Source organism: Paenibacillus methanolicus, from assembly GCF_008124765.1.
In the GTDB taxonomy this organism is placed as follows: domain Bacteria; phylum Bacillota; class Bacilli; order Paenibacillales; family Paenibacillaceae; genus Paenibacillus_Z; species Paenibacillus_Z methanolicus.
This window is the reverse complement of the sequence record NZ_VNHS01000004.1, coordinates 453,070-470,092: the sequence shown is the minus strand read 5'-3', so window position 1 is coordinate 470,092 and position 17,023 is coordinate 453,070. Positions and strand designations below refer to the sequence as shown.

11 protein-coding genes are annotated in these 17,023 nt (G+C 59.8%); all 11 read right to left on the bottom strand.

The genetic code is table 11. The features are described 5' to 3' along the window. Window positions 1–9 precede the first annotated feature (9 nt). Window positions 10–912: a ComFC family protein gene (locus tag BCM02_RS13585; protein WP_148929630.1), complete on the bottom strand. Its 903-nt coding sequence runs from the start codon at window positions 910–912 to the stop codon at window positions 10–12. Beyond that, window positions 909–3,383, bottom strand: a complete 2,475-nt coding sequence (locus BCM02_RS13580) for a helicase-related protein (protein ID WP_246183360.1) — start codon at window positions 3,381–3,383, stop codon at window positions 909–911. Before BCM02_RS13580 ends, BCM02_RS13585 begins: the two co-directional genes overlap by 4 nt. Before the next feature lie 96 nt (window positions 3,384–3,479). Next, window positions 3,480–4,043: a hypothetical protein gene (locus BCM02_RS13575; protein WP_148929629.1), complete on the bottom strand. Its 564-nt coding sequence runs from the start codon at window positions 4,041–4,043 to the stop codon at window positions 3,480–3,482. A gap of 169 nt (window positions 4,044–4,212) precedes the next feature. After that, the gene (locus tag BCM02_RS13570) at window positions 4,213–4,617 is read right to left on the bottom strand and encodes a FlxA-like family protein (protein ID WP_148929628.1); all 405 of its coding nucleotides are present in this window, start codon (window positions 4,615–4,617) and stop codon (window positions 4,213–4,215) included. A 231-nt stretch (window positions 4,618–4,848) separates the two neighbouring features. Beyond that, window positions 4,849–6,111 carry a multi-tm2 domain protein gene (locus BCM02_RS13565; RefSeq protein WP_148929627.1) on the bottom strand — a complete coding sequence of 421 codons (1,263 nt, stop codon included), beginning with the start codon at window positions 6,109–6,111 and terminating at the stop codon, window positions 4,849–4,851. 44 nt (window positions 6,112–6,155) lie between these two features. Then, complete coding sequence (locus BCM02_RS13560; protein WP_148929626.1) at window positions 6,156–6,716, bottom strand: zf-HC2 domain-containing protein; 561 nt, start codon at window positions 6,714–6,716, stop codon at window positions 6,156–6,158. Further along, on the bottom strand, window positions 6,713–7,447 hold the full coding sequence (locus tag BCM02_RS13555) for an RNA polymerase sigma factor (protein WP_148929625.1): 735 nt from the start codon (window positions 7,445–7,447) through the stop codon (window positions 6,713–6,715). Before BCM02_RS13555 ends, BCM02_RS13560 begins: the two co-directional genes overlap by 4 nt. A gap of 215 nt (window positions 7,448–7,662) precedes the next feature. After that, window positions 7,663–8,394, bottom strand: a complete 732-nt coding sequence (locus BCM02_RS13550) for a response regulator (protein WP_377494889.1) — start codon at window positions 8,392–8,394, stop codon at window positions 7,663–7,665. Window positions 8,395–8,397: 3 nt separating this feature from the next. Next, window positions 8,398–9,558 carry a sensor histidine kinase gene (locus BCM02_RS13545; RefSeq protein WP_148929623.1) on the bottom strand — a complete coding sequence of 387 codons (1,161 nt, stop codon included), beginning with the start codon at window positions 9,556–9,558 and terminating at the stop codon, window positions 8,398–8,400. Between the two features lie 73 nt (window positions 9,559–9,631). Then, on the bottom strand, window positions 9,632–12,331 hold the full coding sequence (locus BCM02_RS13540; protein WP_148929622.1) for a stalk domain-containing protein: 2,700 nt from the start codon (window positions 12,329–12,331) through the stop codon (window positions 9,632–9,634). 172 nt (window positions 12,332–12,503) lie between these two features. Next, complete coding sequence (locus BCM02_RS13535; RefSeq protein ID WP_187434193.1) at window positions 12,504–16,895, bottom strand: Ig-like domain-containing protein; 4,392 nt, start codon at window positions 16,893–16,895, stop codon at window positions 12,504–12,506. Between the last annotated feature and the right edge of the window lie 128 nt (window positions 16,896–17,023).

The window sequence follows — 17,023 nt, the reverse complement described above, 5'->3', positions numbered from 1 at the left end:
GTGGTACTTTCAGGAACGGGCAAGCGTCAGCGCATAAATTTCGACGCTTGTTCCGGGATACAGGCGCCGAAGAGATTCGGAGAGCGCGCCCGCGCAAGCGTCGATCGTGCTCCCGGTCGTATAAATATCGTCGATCAGCAGCAGGCGGAGCGGCTGGCCGGCGTGGGGCGTTGGCGACGATCCGAATGTGGGCCAGAAGGTTGCGACAAGCGATTCGATGCTCCGGCTCCGGGTATCGTTCGGAAGGAACAGCGCCGGCAATCGCGATTCGTCCGCCGCGAACAACCCTTGCGTGTTCCGCATCCGCTCTCGCCGGGAAATATAGCTCTGCTTGCCGCTGTTCCGCGTGCGGCGCAGCGCCTCCACGACCGGGATGGAGCAGCGCGCGCCCACGCAAGACGCCAACTGCTCCGCCTGGTTGAATCCCCGCTCTGCCAACCTCTCTTCGCTCAGCGGCACGGGAACGAGCGCATCGAACCGGAAATGCGGGTATCTTGCGCGGCGCTCCGCAAGCAAATGGCGGCAAGCTTCCGCCATCATCTCGCCCAGCACCGGTCCCAGCGCTTCGTGTCCCCGGTACTTGTACGTCGCCAGCCAGCTCCGGACGGAGGCGTCATAGCGCACGGCGCTGCGGCTGGCGACGAAGCTGGCGGCGGTTCGGCGCGCGCAATCGCCGCAGCGCTCCGGTCTGCCGCATACCGGACATTCGATCCGCCGGATCCAGGGGATCGCTTCGGTGCAGGCCGGACATAAGCCGGCAAACGAAACCTTGCCTTGCCCGCGGAACGCGCGGCCGCATACCGGGCAAGCCGCGCTGGCGGGCGAGAGCATGGCGAGCGCGCCCGAGCAGCCGATCGTGACGGCGCTGCGGATCGCGCGGAGCGCCCTGGCCGCCAAGTCCGCGGCACTCATCGGTTGGCCTCCGCGATAGGGGCGACGGAGGGAGAGTCTGGCGTCGCCGCTGTTGGTTGGACGGCGTTGGGCGGCTTCGCCGGAGCAGGCGGCTTACCGCTCTCGTTGGCCTTCAAGTAGCCTTTCTTCATCGCAATCCTGTTCATGGCCCGAATCTCCTTCACCGCGCTTCGCTGCGCGTTGTTGACCGCGGGGGCGCCGAAGTAGACGCGGCCCGCCGGATCGTGCAGCGACCTCCCCGCTCTGCCCGCCATCTGGATGAGCGACGCATCGTCGAACAACCGGCCGTCGGCGTCCAGAATGAAGACGTCGCTGCGCGGGATCGTGACGCCGCGCTCCAGGATCGTCGTCGTCACCAGCAATCGGATGGCTCCGTCCCGGAACAGCCGGACTTTGTCGGCCCGCTCTTCGTCCTTCGAGGATGTCCCGTCGATGGCGACCGCCTTGAATTCTCGGCGCAGCCGCGCGACGAGCGGCGCCACGTGGCGAATCCGCTGCACGAACACGAACAGCTGGGCGCCGCGGTCCAGCGAAGCCTGGAGCGCCCTTCGCAGCGCCGGCGGGAACCGAAGCGCGCGAAGCAAGCGGTCGACGGCCGGCATGCGCAGCATGGCCGGCACCGGCAGCGGATGGCCATGGAAACGCACCGGCACGCGCGCATGCGGCAGGCTTCCGCGCCTGGCCTGTCCGCGCAGCTTCGCCGGCGGCGTGGCGGACAGCAGCACCGTCGCACCGTCCGGCGCCAGCGAACGGCTCGCCGCATAATGCAGCTGGGGATCACCGTGATATGGGAACGCGTCGATCTCATCGATAATAACGAGATCGAAGCCTTCCCGGAAGCGGAACAGCTGATGCGTCGTGGCGAGGGTAATGCACCCGCTCTCCCAGCGCTGCGGGCTGCCGCCGAATAACGTGACGACCCGCTCCGCCGGGAAGGCGCGGCGGATACGGGGATCGAGCTCCAGCACCACGTCGCGCCGCGGCGTCGCGATCAGCGCGCGGCCGCCCCGCTCGAGCGCCGCCGCGACGAGCGGGAAGATCATCTCGGTCTTCCCGGCGCCCGTGACCGCCCAGAGGAGGAACTGGCGCCGGGGCACGTTGTCGGTGGCGGCGAGCAATGCGGTCGCGGCCGGCTGTTCGTCGCGCTCGAGAAGCGGCTGCGGCGCCGACAGCGCGGAGGCTTCTCTGTCGGCGCGGTTCCCGTCGCCGCGCAGAAGGCGCAGACGATTAGACGCGGAGGCGAGCAAGCGCGGCAGACGCGGATAAGCTGGCGCTAACGGCGGCGCCGACAGCGCGGCGAAGCGCCCGGCGAGGCGGCGCCACGCTTCGCGGAGCCGAGCCGCGGGCTTGGCGCGCCGCTTCTCCTGCGGCGGCGCGCTCTCGATGTAACGAAGCGCGGCGGCCGCGGCCGCCTGCTGAGCGGGGCTCAGGTTCCATGGCGCGAGCCTGGCCGCCATGGAGAGCTGCGGCGCGGCGGAGGGCGGCGCCGCGCACGCACGCGATGGCGTGCCGAGGATGAGCAGCCCGCACTCGCGGCTGCGGCCCATGGCGAGGCACGCCTCGCAGTATGCGCACGCGCGGCGCCCGCATGAGGCGCAAGGCGTGCGCCTCAACTGCGCCTCGCCGCTGCCGCAGCGCTGGCAGCGGCGAGGTCGCGGCGCAGCTCCGCGCTGCCGCCAGCGGCCGGAGAGAGGCGGCGCGGGCGCGACCGCCGCCTCCAGGCGCGCGAGGCCGAGCAGCGCGGCGAACTGAAGCCGCGGCGCAAGCTCGCGCCATTCGGCGACGCCTAACAGCGCGAGCGCCTCTGGGACGTGCAAGGCGCGACCGCGAAGCTGCTCGGCGTCCTGCCGCGCCTGCCGGGTCAGCGCGGCGAATGCGGCAGACTTGCCGGCCGCCGAGGGGGGCCGCGGGGCGTCGGGTTGCCCGCCATCCCCGTCCGCCGCATCGATCAGGCCGCCATCGCCAGTCGGCCCCCATTTCAAGATGGGCCGCGCGTATTCCGCCCTGCTCCCATTAATCTTCGCGCCTTGCCGCTCAAAGCCGCCTTCCGCTTCCATCGCTTCCTGCACGCAGCGGCGAAGCGCGCCCTCAGCGGTCTTCTGCTCCAGCTCTCTTCCGGATGTCATCCTCCTCCAACGCGCCGCCGCTTCGATCGCGGCGCCCAGCGGCAGCGGCTCGTCCCATACCAGCATCTTGCAACCGATCTTGACCCCTCTCTCCTCGAAGTTGCCTATGCGATCAGCCAGTCCTCTAATTAGACGCTCCTCCCCTAGCCGATCCTTCCCTGCGCCGCCATCTAAGCCTTGTTCTTGCCGAAACCGCTCCACGCCAGGAGCAAGCCAAAACCAGCGATCCGCCTCCGGATCGAGCGTCCAGCGGCAAGAACTTGCCCGCTCCTCCAACAACGCGTAAACAAGAACCTTCATCCAACCTTCCTCCTCCGCGAACGCCGGGCAACAAAAAAAGCGCACCGATGCAGCCGCTTGATGCGGCGCACGGGTGTGCTTCACTCGTCCGTCTTCCTATTGCCACTCATTATAACCCGCCTCCGGGCCGCTGGCAATGTGCTACTGCGGCAGCTTCGACCAATCCGACGGCTCGCGCAAATCCACAAGCACCGCGTGTTCGGGTTCGGTAATAATTCCTTCCGCTTGCAGCATCCACATCAGATGCGTCGGTTCGAAGGTTTCCGCCTTCGCGCGCGCGCCAGTCTGACCCCGTCTTTGCCCAACCTTCAGTAAACGCTTCCATTTCGGAAGTTTCCGTTCTCCCGTCCCGATGACTTCTGCCGGTTGTTCATTCCGAGCTCCCTGAAGAGCCGATTGAAAGCTCCCCTCGAATGGCGTCCCGTCCTTCAGCTGGACGTCCATGCCTTTCTTGGCAAACAGGCTCGCGATTCGAACGGTGTCATCCTCCGACCCCCGGTCAATGATCGTCACCTGCACTTCTTTCCCGCTTCGGTGCGAATACCGGCGCAGCCCGCGCATATACCATTCCATCCGCTGCTGCTCATTGCCCGCAAGCAAAACATAATGTTCCGCCTTCGGTTTCTCCCTGAGCCGGAATGCCGCATGCACGAGAGCCGCCGCCACCAGATAACACCCGACCACCCACAGCAAAATTTCGATCATGGCGGCCACCTCCTTTATGCCAGTTTATGCACCGCGGCGCCCAGGGGTTACAAGGCGCAAGACATGCTTTCGCCGAACGTACGCCCCATCAGAAAAACAAAAACCGCCCGGAACCTTTCGTCCGGACGGTTTCGTATTCATTTCAGCACGCGCCCGCCAGCCGCAGACGCTATACGCGAACGTCGAGGTTCTCGCCTACGCCGGCTGCCGCCGCCACGTTCGTCGCCGGCATCGCCTGCGTCGGCGCTTGCTTACTGCCCGCGCTTGCCTGCTCGGTCGTTTTCTTGTTCTCTTCCGCTTTCAACCTCGCGATCTGCGAGTCGATCTGCTGGATTTGCGCCTGGATCCGCTGCACCTTCCGCTGCTTCGTTTTCTCGCCGTCCTTGCTCTGCATCTCCTTGGTCAAACTCTGCTGAAGCTCCGTCTTCGATTTCTCCAGCTCGGAAATGCTGCTCGACGCGCTCGTGCTCGTCGATGTCGTGCTTGAGCTGCTGGAACTGGACGAGGCGTTCCCCGAGCCTGCCGCGGCTGTAGAACCGGTGAAGAAGCTTCGGGTGGCGGATGATATATTCATGATCGTTACTCCCTTGTTACAGATGTTCAAAAAGTATTGCCATGCCTCTTAGTATAGGGAGTACCGATTTGCGCAACCTTAAAGCCAACTGAGCGTTCGCTGAAAGAACCCCTCCGTTTACCGGTCCATGGATCGCCACCCCACCCTTGCGTCCTATAACGGCATCCCGGTCGCCCACATCAAACACGACCCGAATACGCATCCTTTCCCTTGTCCAAGGGGATTCCCGTCTCAATGCGCGAGTTCTTCCCTCGCCTTGCCGCCTAACAACAACTTCGCTCCCGCCCCGAGCAGCAGGAGCGCCGTGAACCCCGTTTTAAAATAATACCGAAGCTCATGCGCCCAATATTGGAGCCCGAACACGTCGAACACGTCCAGCAGCAGCCGGTCGCCCACATAATACAAGCCCATGGCAATCAGCGCGAGGCCCAGCCACTTGCGCTGATGCATGACGCCGCTGACGATCGGTACGTCCGGCACGAAGCCGTCCATCGCGTAACGGGACTGCATTTGCAGCGAATCAAAAAACGCGTAGCACCACAAAATCGGTACGAGGAAGAGAAACAGCGACAGCTCCAGCGTATCGAGCAAATAGATCGATAACAGGAACCCGGCCATGAGCTGCAGCCCTCTGCGCTGAAGTCCCAGGTACATATGCCCCGCGCCCGGCAAAATGGACAGCACCGTCGCGAACAGCCGGCTTCGGCGTCCGCCCGCGCGATGATCGTCCCAATCCTCCATAATAGAACGGTCCAGCAGCGGCTCCCCCGACTGCTTGCGCCGTACCATCCGGATCGCATCGAACAGGCCATACAACCAGATGATCGGCAGCACGCCGAGAAACACGAGGAATCCGCCTTCGCCCGAGAGCGCGGTCACGAACAAGATCATCGTCAGCAAACCGAAGAAACCGATCATGAAGGTCAACCCGCGCTGCATTAAGCCCAGGCTTAAGTGCCCCAAACCTGGAATGAAGGAAAGCAATATCGTCAGGAACCGCTCGCCTGCATCATCCCGCCGCGCAGGCATGCCGTAGTTCGGCGGGGGCGGACCGTATGCGCCTGGGCCATGCGTATGCCCGGCGTGTCCCGGCCCTGCCCCGAAACCACTCGCGCCGCCATCGAATGCCGAAGGGGGCGGCGGCGATCCATCCGCCGAAGACGCGAACCCCGCTCCACCATAACCCGGGAAAGGCTGTGGCCCATACGGCGGATAAGCCGCGTGATATTCCGGCGACGGCTTGCCATTCGGGTACCGCAACAAATAAATGACCAAGTCCAGCATGTTCACGAGCCAGAACAGAAAAGCGATGACCAAACTCATCGCGAACAGTTCCATCTCGTTGGTCACGACGCCGAGCAGAAATCCGCCCGCCGCAATGCCGAATACGAAGAACGCATAGATGAACGCTCTTCCCTTCCGGTCAGCCGCCCAATGGCCAAGACCCGGCACGAGACCGAGCAGTAAAGTCACAATCGGATTGCGTACCATCATTTCATCTCCTTTATGTTGTCGGCTCGACTGCCGCGGCGTTCCGATCAAGGACGCTCGCTATCAAGCACTTTATCGATCACCAGCGACGTCTTCGCCATGAGGGCATCGCTCAGCGAGCCCCCTTGCTCCTGCTGCCGTTCGGCCTTCCATTGTTCCGGCTGCGCCGCCAATCGGTCGAATACGCCGGCGGACATCATGAGCAGCATGACGCAGACGGCGATGGCGTAATGGACGAGCGCGCGTTTGCGTCCCGCATCCCATGCGATCCGCCCGCGACGGCCGTCTCTTGCCTTTCCGCTCTGCGCGTCGTTCGCAGCCCGTGCGTTATCCGGTCCCGACAGACCGGATCGAGCTCCAGCCTCTGCCATCCCGTTCGTTTCCGATCGCGAAGCCTCCTCCGCCATCGCGGCAACGGCCCACATGACGGTATCCGTCAAATGATCCGCCCGATCCGCCTCCAGGGCAGCCATGCCTTCGACCGCCTCCATGTACGCGTGCAAGCATGCTTCGCATCTCGCCAAATGATGCTCGAGCTCTATGCATTCGCCACCCTGCAGCGCTCCCGCCGCAAAACGCTCCCATCGTTCTCTCGCCGGATGCATCATGTGAAATCCTCCTCCTTCCAGCGTTTGCGCAGCCATTGCTTCGCCCGATACAGGCGAGACTCCACGCTCTTCACCTCTAGCGACGCCTCCTCGGCGATCTGCCGCTGGTTCTTCTCTTCGAAGTAGTAAGCGCGCACGACCGCCCCGTATCCTTCCGGCATCGCATCCACCATGTCGCGCACCTGCTGCTTCCGTTCGCGCGCCAGCGCTTCCGTCTCCGCGGGCGGCGCGCATCCGCTTCTATAGTCACCTTCCGAAGATGGCCCGCCCGTTGCCGCTTCTTCCCGTCCCGTCCAAGACGTCTGCCCTTCGGCACGCTCTCGCGGCTCCGTTCCATCCGCGGGACCCGCTCCCCATTGCCGCGTTCTCTCTCGTTTGCGCCGGAGATCGATCGCGCAATTGACCGCGATCCGGGCGGACCATGCCTGGAAGCTTTGTCCTTTATATTGAGGGAGGGAGAGATACATCCGCACCAACGCCTCCTGCAGCGCGTCCTCCGCATCTTTCGGATGCCGCAGCACGCCCCACGCGAGCGCGTACAGCCGCTGCCGATGTCGGACCGCGAGCAGCCGGAACGCCTCCCGGTCTCCAGCCAACACGCGCCGGACAATCGTCTCGTCGTTATTGTCGGTCTCCCGCTCGTCCACGCCGACGCTTTGCGCCGCATCCGTGCCGGTCGGCCGCATCCGTGCCGGATTCCGCTCTATCTCGCTCTTTTCCTCGTTCAGCACGGGTTCCTTTCGCCAACTCGCAATGCCGCTCCCCTCCCTTCCCCTTGATCACGCCGTTTCGCCTTCTCTATATAAGACGAAGCTCAATGCCTCCACCCCTGCCTGTTTCGCAACTTTTTTTGGAGGTAATAAACCATAAGGACGCGGCACAGTCATGTGCATGCCAAAAAGGCCCCCGCTGACATGCGGAGGCCTCGAATGAACATGCGATGCGATTATAATTCGACCCAGCCGAATTTGATGGAATTGATGACGGCTTGCGTGCGGTCGTCCACTTCCATCTTTTGCAAAATGCTGCTCACGTGGTTTTTGACCGTCTTCTCGCTAATGAACAAAAACTCGCCGATCATCTTGTTGCTCTTGCCTTCCGCCATCAAACGAAGCACTTCCGCTTCGCGGCGCGTCAGCGGGTTGTTCTCGCTCGGGATGAACTTCACGCCGGCTTCGCGGGTCGCGGCCGCGCCGGACACCGAGCCGATCTCGTCCAGATATGTCATACGGCGAAGCTGGTTGATCAGCTTGCCCGTTACTTTCGGATGAATATACGCATGACCGCTCACGACCGAACGGATCGCGTTCACGAGGGCTTCCGCCTCCATGTCCTTCAACAAGTAACCGGATGCGCCTTTGCGCAGCGTCTCGAAGACGTAACTCTCGTCGTCATGGATGGACAGAATAATAACTTTGACGTCGGGAAAAATATCGCGGAGCCGCTCCGTGGCGATAACCCCGTTCTCAATCGGCATGTTGATGTCCATCAACACGACCTCCGGTTTGTTCAGATTGCAAAACTCCAGCACTTGAATGCCGTCGTTACACTCTCCGATAACCTCCAGGTCGTCCTCCATATTGAGTATGCGCTTCAAGCCTTCGCGGAACAACTGATGGTCGTCTGCGATCAATATTTTGATTTTTCGTTTGCCATTCGTTGGTTGAGCTTCCATCATCTATTACTCCTTTCTTTCCTCCGCATTGATCGGGATATGGATCGTAATCTTCGTCCCTTCGTTAATCGCCGATTCGATTTCCAGCCTCCCCTCGACCAATTCAACCCGCTCCCTTAAGCCGATGAGGCCAAAATGCGTGCTGTCCTTGGTCCGGGCTTCGACTTGGTCGACACGGAATCCGACGCCATTGTCGCGGACGACGATTTTCACCATCTGCGCCTGGTAGGTGATCTCCAATGCAACGAAAGAAGGGTTGGCATGCTTGTAGGCGTTACTGAACGCTTCCTGTACCATCCGGTAAATGCCGGCCTCCATCGCGGAGGGCAGCCGGATCTCCTTGCCGATGGTATCGAAGATTGTCCGAATCTTGGTCTTCTCCTCGAAATCCTGAACGTACTTGCGCAGCGTCGGCACCAGTCCAAGATCGTCCAATGCCATAGGACGCAGGTTGAAAATAATTTTGCGAATCTCCTCGATACCGGAGCGCACTTGTTTTTTCAATTCTACTAATTCTTCCTGGACAATTTGAAATTCCTGCTTGTGCAGCATTCTTTCCGCAATTTCCGTCCTAAGCACTAGATGCGCCATCGATTGTGCAGGACCATCGTGGATCTCGCGGGCGATCCGCTTGCGCTCTTCTTCCTGGGCGAGTATGATTTTCATCCCAATGAGTTGTCGATTTTTGGCGGATTCCAAAATACGCGTCACGTTGTTCAGATCGCCGGATAAATATTCCAGCACTACATTAATTTGAGACGCAATCGTCTCCGCGCGCTCGATGGACTGCTCAATGTTGCGCACCCGCTTCTGCAGCTCGTCCCGACGCGCCCGCAAATACGTTTCCTTCTCGCGGAACACCATCAGGTCGAGCTGCAGCTGGGTCGCCTTCTCGTAGGCGCTCTTGATATCCTCTTCTTTATAACGGACGAAATCCCGGCTGACCTCCGTCAGCCGAACGCGCGCGCGGCGGTAATCAATCTCGAGCTTGTCGACCTTGTCGATAATCTCGGCCGTCTCCGCCAGAATGTCCGTCAGCTCCTGGCTGAGCGAAAACAGCTCCTTGCGCGCGGATTCGCATATTTCATACACTTGGTATTTGCTTTCTTCCATCACATTAACCGCATTCTTGATCACACGGTCGATATCGTTAATGCGATAGTCCACGTCTGCATCGGCTCGCTTTCTTTGACACGCATTCTGCCCTTATCATACCACAGAATGACCCGTCAACGTCGAATTATTCGACGGAGATCGCCCCTGTTTTTGGATCCCAGCCCACTTTCAGGCCAAGCTGCTCCGAAACGAGCCGAATCGGCACGAGCGTACGGCCGCCTCTCGAGATCGGCGCCACCTCGGATTCCGAGCGGCTGCCGTTCAGCAGGAACGAGGACTTGCCCAGCCACATCTCCAGCAAGCGGTCTCCGCGAAGCACGGTGACGCGCTTGAGCGTGCCGTCCCAGTTGATCTTCGCGCCCATCGCGTCCGCGACGAAACGCAGAGGCAGGTAGGTCGTGCCATCCAGCGCGATCGGCGCCACGTCCAACTTCGTCGCCGTACCGCCAATGGAGGCCGACTTCGATCCCAGCGTCAGCTGGATCGACGGGCTTGTCTTCGTTTCAACCGATGCCGGGTACTGGAAGCCGATGTTATCGAACACCACCTGGCCGGTCAGCGCGCGCTCGTCCTGGTCCTCCTGCAGCGAAGCGACATATAGACGCTTCAGCTTGACGGGATATGTCACGCCCGCCGGTAAATCAGCCTTCAGCTGCTTCCAGCCGGCAAACGAAATTTTGTCCGCTAACGTAACCGGATACGCTTTGCCTGCCGCGTCGACGAATTCGGCGCGCAGCCAGTTCAAGCTGCCGTCCCCGTACACGTCGACGGTCAAGCTGGACGGCTTGCCTTCCACTTGGCGTCCCGAGCCGTTCAGCACCGCATAGGCGGCCTTCGTACCCGAGGCGACTTGCGAGAAATCGTAATCCAGCTGAAGCGCCTTCGCCGACGCTTGTTCCGGCAATCCGCTTACGAGCGATACGTTCCCCGTCACAGCATTCGTGCCTTGGAACGTCATTGGGTACGTCGCCGCTTCGAAATCTTCGAATTTTTTATTCGAACCGGCGGTCAGCACGAGCATGGCCGAGAATCCGTCGTACCGGGCGATCGCATAGCCTGCCGCGCTGCCGGCGGCCGCATTTTGCACGGTGAGCACGCCATCCTTCACGCTGCCCGCGAATCCGCTGAGCTCCCATTTCACCGAGCCCGCCGGAATCGTTACCTTGCGTCCGTCCGCCAGCACGGCTTTCACCGGCACCTCGAACGATTTCCCCGCCTCCAGCACCGGCGCGCCGGCCGCGATTTCCATCTCCGCGATTTGTTCGCCGCCGATGATCTCGATCTCCAGCTTGTCGCTAATGCTGCCGGAGATCGCCTTGACCGTCGTCTTGCCCGCCTTCTTCGCCGTGTACGCGTTGCCGCTGAACGTGCCGAGTCCTTGCGCGTCCGTCCACGTCGCCGCGACCGAACCGGCGTCGATCGGGTTATAGAAGGTATCGTATCCTTTGAGCGAATACGACGCCTGCTGGCCGACGAACAGGACGGTGCTGCCGCTCGCCGACAATCCTCTAAGCTGTCCGGCCGGCGCCATGGTGTAAACGCCTAGACCGCTTGCCACCGCGCGCTGGGAGCCATTCTGCGTCTCATGCGCCGGCGTTGTCTCCGTATCGCCCAGCGGACGGCTGATCATCGTCGTCGAACCGCCGCCGTCGAGGTTAATGCCTTTCCATACGCCGAGCTGCACCATCATCGTCTGCAGTTCCTTCAGCGACATGCCTTCGCTCTCGCCGGCGGCCTCCACGGTGATCAAGTACACCTTGCCGCCATCCTGCGAATAGCCGACCGCCGTGCGCGACACTTCGGACGAGCCGCTCACGCCGGTAATATCACGGGAGAACGCCGTCGTTCGGCCTTGATCGACCAGGATCGTATGGCCGCCGACGAGCATCTGCAGCGATGCCGCGTCGACCGGCTGCCCCGTCGAGGATGCGACGAGCGAATAGTTGGCATTGACCGTCGAACCGACCGGCAGATGGTCCGTGACGAATTTAGCCGCCGTGCCGTGCGTACGCAAAATGAACCCATTCGCCGGGGGCGTGCCCGGGATCATGCTATTCACCGCAATCTGTTGTACCACATTGTCTACAATGAGGACTTCCGTCGGCGTAGCGGACGATTCCGCCGCGCTTGGCCGTGCCGCCGTCCAAGCGCTCGTATAGATATGCGCCGCGTTCGAATGGCTGTACCCCTGATTGGGATCCGTGCGATAGGCGCCTTTGTTGAGACCCGCCAGCGGGAACGTCGCGCCGTCCTGCGCCACGATCGTCCCCTGGAACGTGAAGAGGTCCACGATCGGCTTGCGGTCCGCCGTCACCGCGAACGCGTACATCCCGTTCAGCTGCGAGGTGCTCGTCGCCAGCTTGCCTTCGTTCACTTGGGCTCCCATCGGGTTGCCCTTGGCCGCGGAGGACGTATCGAAGAAATCCGCGTTGATCCCCGCTACCGCGCCGGTCGTTTTCACCATATTCCCGACCGAGCTTTTGCCCGTGATCGCGCCCGTCTTGCCGTTCATGACGTCGAGCTTCACGTACGGATTCGTCAAATCGACTTCTATGACATGGACATTCGAAACCTCGCCATCGCCCTGCGTCCATTGATAGCGAATTAGTTTCGCGCCCGAAGTGATCATCTCTTCGCTCTGCATCTTGAGCGCCTGTACCGTCGCCGCCGCGGCCGCCACGTTATAGGCGGGCGGCAGCAGCAGCCCGACCGGCTGCAGCAGCAGCGCGGTTCCCAAGGCTACCGCGACGATCGTCGCGCTTGTCCGTTTCTTGCTTGGCTGTTGTATGCGAACGGTTCCCCGTCGATTCGTAAGCTTCGTCATGTTGGTTGCAACTCTCCCATCTCGAAATCTACCTGTTATAGACTCCGAAACTAGCGGAAAAGTTACGGTCGATAGAAACCTCCTATCGAGGAGGAGAGGAATGAAAAGAAAAAGCTATCTCTCCTCGTAGTGGAGAGATAGCTTTGGTAGATCTTTAAAAGAACTTGTCGATTTACGTATCCATCAGCCCGTTGAGATTGAGCAGACGCTCGATCATCACGGCAGCCTCCGCGCGCGTCGCATTCGACTTGGCGCCGAAATTGCCGTTCGACATGCCATTGATGACGCCCATTTGGACCGCCTTGGCGACGTCGACCTGCGCCCACGTGCCGATTTTGGCATTATCCTTGAATCGTTTCAGCATGGTGGCCGCATTTTGGGACAAGTCTACCTTGTTCCCGACATACTCGGCCGCCCGCACCATCATGGAGGCCATTTGCTCGCGGGTCACCGGACTGTTCGGCTTGAAGCTGCCGTCCGTCATGCCTTGAATGATACCCGCTTTGGCCGCGGCGCCGATGTAGGCCATCGCCGCATGACCGGAATTGAGATCCTGGAATTTCGCGGCCGCGGTTTTGTCGCCGGAGAGCCCCAACCCTTTGGAAATAAAGGTGGCGAATTCCGCGCGCGTAATGGCTTTCTTCGGTTCGAACGTCGTCGGCGTCCGGCCGTCGATGATATATTTGTTCGCCATGAGCAAAATATCGTTGCGTGCCCAGTGCGCGCCCAAATCGTTGTAAACGACGTTGCCTTTGATGACTGCGTAGGCGCTGTTGCCCTTCCGCTGGAAGGTGACGACCGATTTGCCATTGGCCGTCTCCACGTGCGTCGGCGCATACGAGATCTTGCCGACTTCCGGGTCGTACCAGACCACGGCCGTCTGACGCGTCTCGAGCGTTTGATCCACCGTAATCGAACGTTTGACGTACCCGCCGAAACTGCTGATTTTGGTTGCTGCGCCGTTGTTGTTCACGATGAAGGTCTCCATGTTCACCGGCTCGCCGATCAACTTGGAGCCCGCCGCGCTAATCGCCGTCGTCAGCGGATCGGTCAAGCTGTTCGAGCCCATGTCGATGTTCACGAGCAGCGATCCCGACAGAGATGTCGCGGAGCCGTCCATGGTCAACTGGTCCAGCGGCATTTCGTAGCTGGCGTTCTTATAGTTCACGACAACCTTAGCCTTTGGAAATTTATCTCTGGCCGTCTTGAGCGGAGACAACGGGAAGGCCACGCTGGCGCCCGCCTCGGTCGATGGCACCGTGAAGGACAGACGCGGTTCCCCGCCGATTCCGGTAATCGTATCGAACGCAGACTTTACTTTGCTCTCGGGAAGACTATACCGATTCACGCTCTTCCCGCCCGGCGTCGTCGTCGGCGTCGTGGAAGCAACCTGCTTCTTCAATCCGATACCGCCTCCGGTTACCGATTCGAAATCGCTGGTCGGGTCGTCGGACCATGTCGTCTGATTCGCGGCCGTCAAGTCGGTGAAGCTTTCCGCGTTCACGCCGCCGGACGACCGCAGCATCGTTCCGCCGCTTGTCGAATAGCTGACTTTGATCGCGTCGCCGATCGAAACCGGCGTCACCAGCGTGAGCACCACCGTGCTGCCGTTCACTTGAACGTTGGCGATCGAACGTACGGAATTACCGGATTTCACGGAAAATTGCGAGATCAGCGGGATAAAACCTGAATTCAAATTATCCGAGAAATTGAGCGTGATCGTACTGCCTTTAGCAATAGCGCCAATTACAGTCAAGGTCGAACCGGCGCCGGATATGCCCAAGTTGCTAAAGGATTCAGCCGGATTGCCGGCCAAGTCCGTTAAATACGGCGTCTGGCGCGTGTAGCTGACGCGAATCGTTTGTCCGCTTGCCACCGCCGAAGACAGCGTTAGATCGACTTGATAACCGCTTACCGTCACGGTGCTAACGGTTCGCGCCGTACCGTCCACCAAGACGGCATAGGCGCCAGTAGCCGGCTTGGACGTCGTGCTTAACGCTTCGTTATAAGTCAGCGATAATTTATTGCCGGAGACCGTTAGCGTCTGCAGCTGCGGAATAGCCGTATCTACCCCGTTCAAGATCTGGAAGGCCGAAAAACTCGCAACCGGGTTACCCGAAACATCCGTAAGCGGGTACGCTCCTTTCGAATAGGAAAGCGTGACGGTTTGGCCGACCGACACTTCGCTGCCGCTCAGATAGAGCGTCATCGTCGATCCCGTTCCACCGACGCTTGAGAACGTGCGGTAACTGCCGTTCACATAGGCGTAAAACTGCGTGTATGCCGATGAAGATACGGTACTCAGCTCTTCGCTGAAGGTCATCGTGATTAAGTTGCCGGCTACCGTGCCGCTAATCGGTCTCGGCACCGTCGTGTCCGGCGTATTGGTGACGAGCTGATTCGATATGCTTGCCGCTTTGGTCAATGTGGACAAGCTGCGGATCGCAGCGGCATTCAAATCAACCGGGGCCGTGTAATACAGACGAATTTCTTGCCCGTTCACTACCGGGCTTTGCAAGGTCAAATAGACGATCGCATCCGTAATTTGGACGGCGGTTATAGCCCGATACGTACCGTTTACCGTGACATAGAACGTACCCGCCGAAGGCAACGAAGTACTGTCGAGCATTTGATTGTAGGTCAAGGCGATTCTGCTGCTGCCTGACATCTCGACCGAAGCAACGGTCGGCGCACCTGTCGCCGAAGACGTTTTGAACGCCCATTGATACGTGTTCAAGATGCCGTCGAACGTATTGCCCGCCAAGTCGGAGATCGCATTCGCCGCAATTTCCACGTAATAATTCGTGTTGGCCAACAATGGATCCGGCGTGATATTCAGCTTCCGGTTATTATCAGGATCAATAGCCATGACAGCGGATGACGAAGATGTCGTCGAAGTTCGTTTGAAACTAATCCCGCTGGCATTCAGCACACGGATCGGTTCGCTGAACATGATGCTGAACGACCCCCCCGTCGTCGGAACGGTCGCGACGCCATTCGCGGGCGAAAGCGTCACGATCGTCGGTTTGACTTTATCATTGCTAACGGTAAACCGCCAAGTCGTCGTATCGGTGCTCAGCATGCCCGCGAAATTATTGCCGCTTGCGTCCCGGAAAGCTTGAGAGCCGATTTGGACATAATAGGTGGTGCCATCCACCAACGTCACGCCAGGCGAAACCGTGATTTTCGTCGTGCCGCCCCCGCTTACTTTGGCATCGGTAACCGGTATGGAGGCGATCGTCGTGCCATTCGGCGCTGATTTAATAACAATGTTGCCATTGCCTTGGAAAACAGGTTCGTCGAACGTAAGTTCCAAGGTAGACGAGGTTGTCGTTGCGGTATTGGATGGCACTTTCGTGGTCAGAACGGGCGCCGTAACATCATCGCCGTACCCGGTCGTAAAGTTCCACTCGCCCGCATCCAGCATTCCCTCATAGAGGGACGAAGCATTGGAGCTGTCTCTAAACGCCCCGGCATCCACTAACACGTAATAGCCAATGTTAGCGCCAAGCGGCGAGGAAGGCTGCACCGTAACCGTCGTTTCGTTGGTCGACGAATTAATGCTCATTTGCACCGCGCCCGAAGAGGATACGTCAAAATGTTGAAGTAACCCGTTGTCCGCGATGCGGTACAGCGATATTTGTCCCGTATTGCGCGCCAGGCGCTTAGGAAACGTCATTGTCAGGGCCGCCCGGATATTGACCGCAAATGCGCCATCGGCAGGCGAAAGAACAGGCGTCCCGAGCGGAGGAGGCGTTGTCGCGAACGACCAGCTGCCGCGCGAGATCCCCGCAAACGCATTACCGACCGCATCGACAAAAGCGGTATTCGGCACTTCAATCTGATAGGTCTTGTTGGTTCTTAAGTTAGCCGGGAGCGAGATCCGAATGGTATTCGTGCCGCTTCCTCCCACGCTCGAGGACGTAACGGGAATCATACGGGTATCGCTGCTGTTATCGCTATTGTGCAGCGTGATGAATCCGCTATTGGTATAGATGGGTTCATTAAACTGGATTGCAATCTGCGTGTTAACCGCGACATTCGTCGCATTATGAATTGGCGCAAGCGGCGTTGCCACGGACAATTGCGGCGCCTGCGTATCTGCCGCGTTCGATGTCGTCGTGAAATTCCAGCCCGCCGTATTATTGATCCCTGCATAGTTCGCGTTCATCGAAACGCTGACGAATGCGCCCTCCGCGATATTGACGTAATAACTCTTTCCTAACTCGAAGGATTTGTTATCCGGCAATGCAATCGTGACGATCGTCGGATTGGATGGATTAATGGTAATCTTGCTCGACGAAACCGTGTACTCCGTAAACACGGTGCTGTCCATCTCGTAAATGCCGATCTTCGATGCGTCCGGTCCTTTTTTGACGCTTTGGTCGAACGTCAGCACCAAATTCGCATTTACGGGTACATTCGTAGCCGCATTCGTCGGCGTCTTCACCAGGATTTGGGGGCCGACGGTATCTGCGTAGGCAATCTCGTAATTATGGCCGGCCAATCCGGTTTGGATTAATAGCGTTGCGAACAGAACATACACGATCCATTTGCGTATCAACGTCTTTTCACTCCCCAATCTATTAACATCTGTATTATATTTGTCGGCCATACGTCGTGAAAAATGAAGATAGCGCCACAAAATAACAGCAAACCAGTATGCCATAGCGCATAAAAAAACCGCACCCT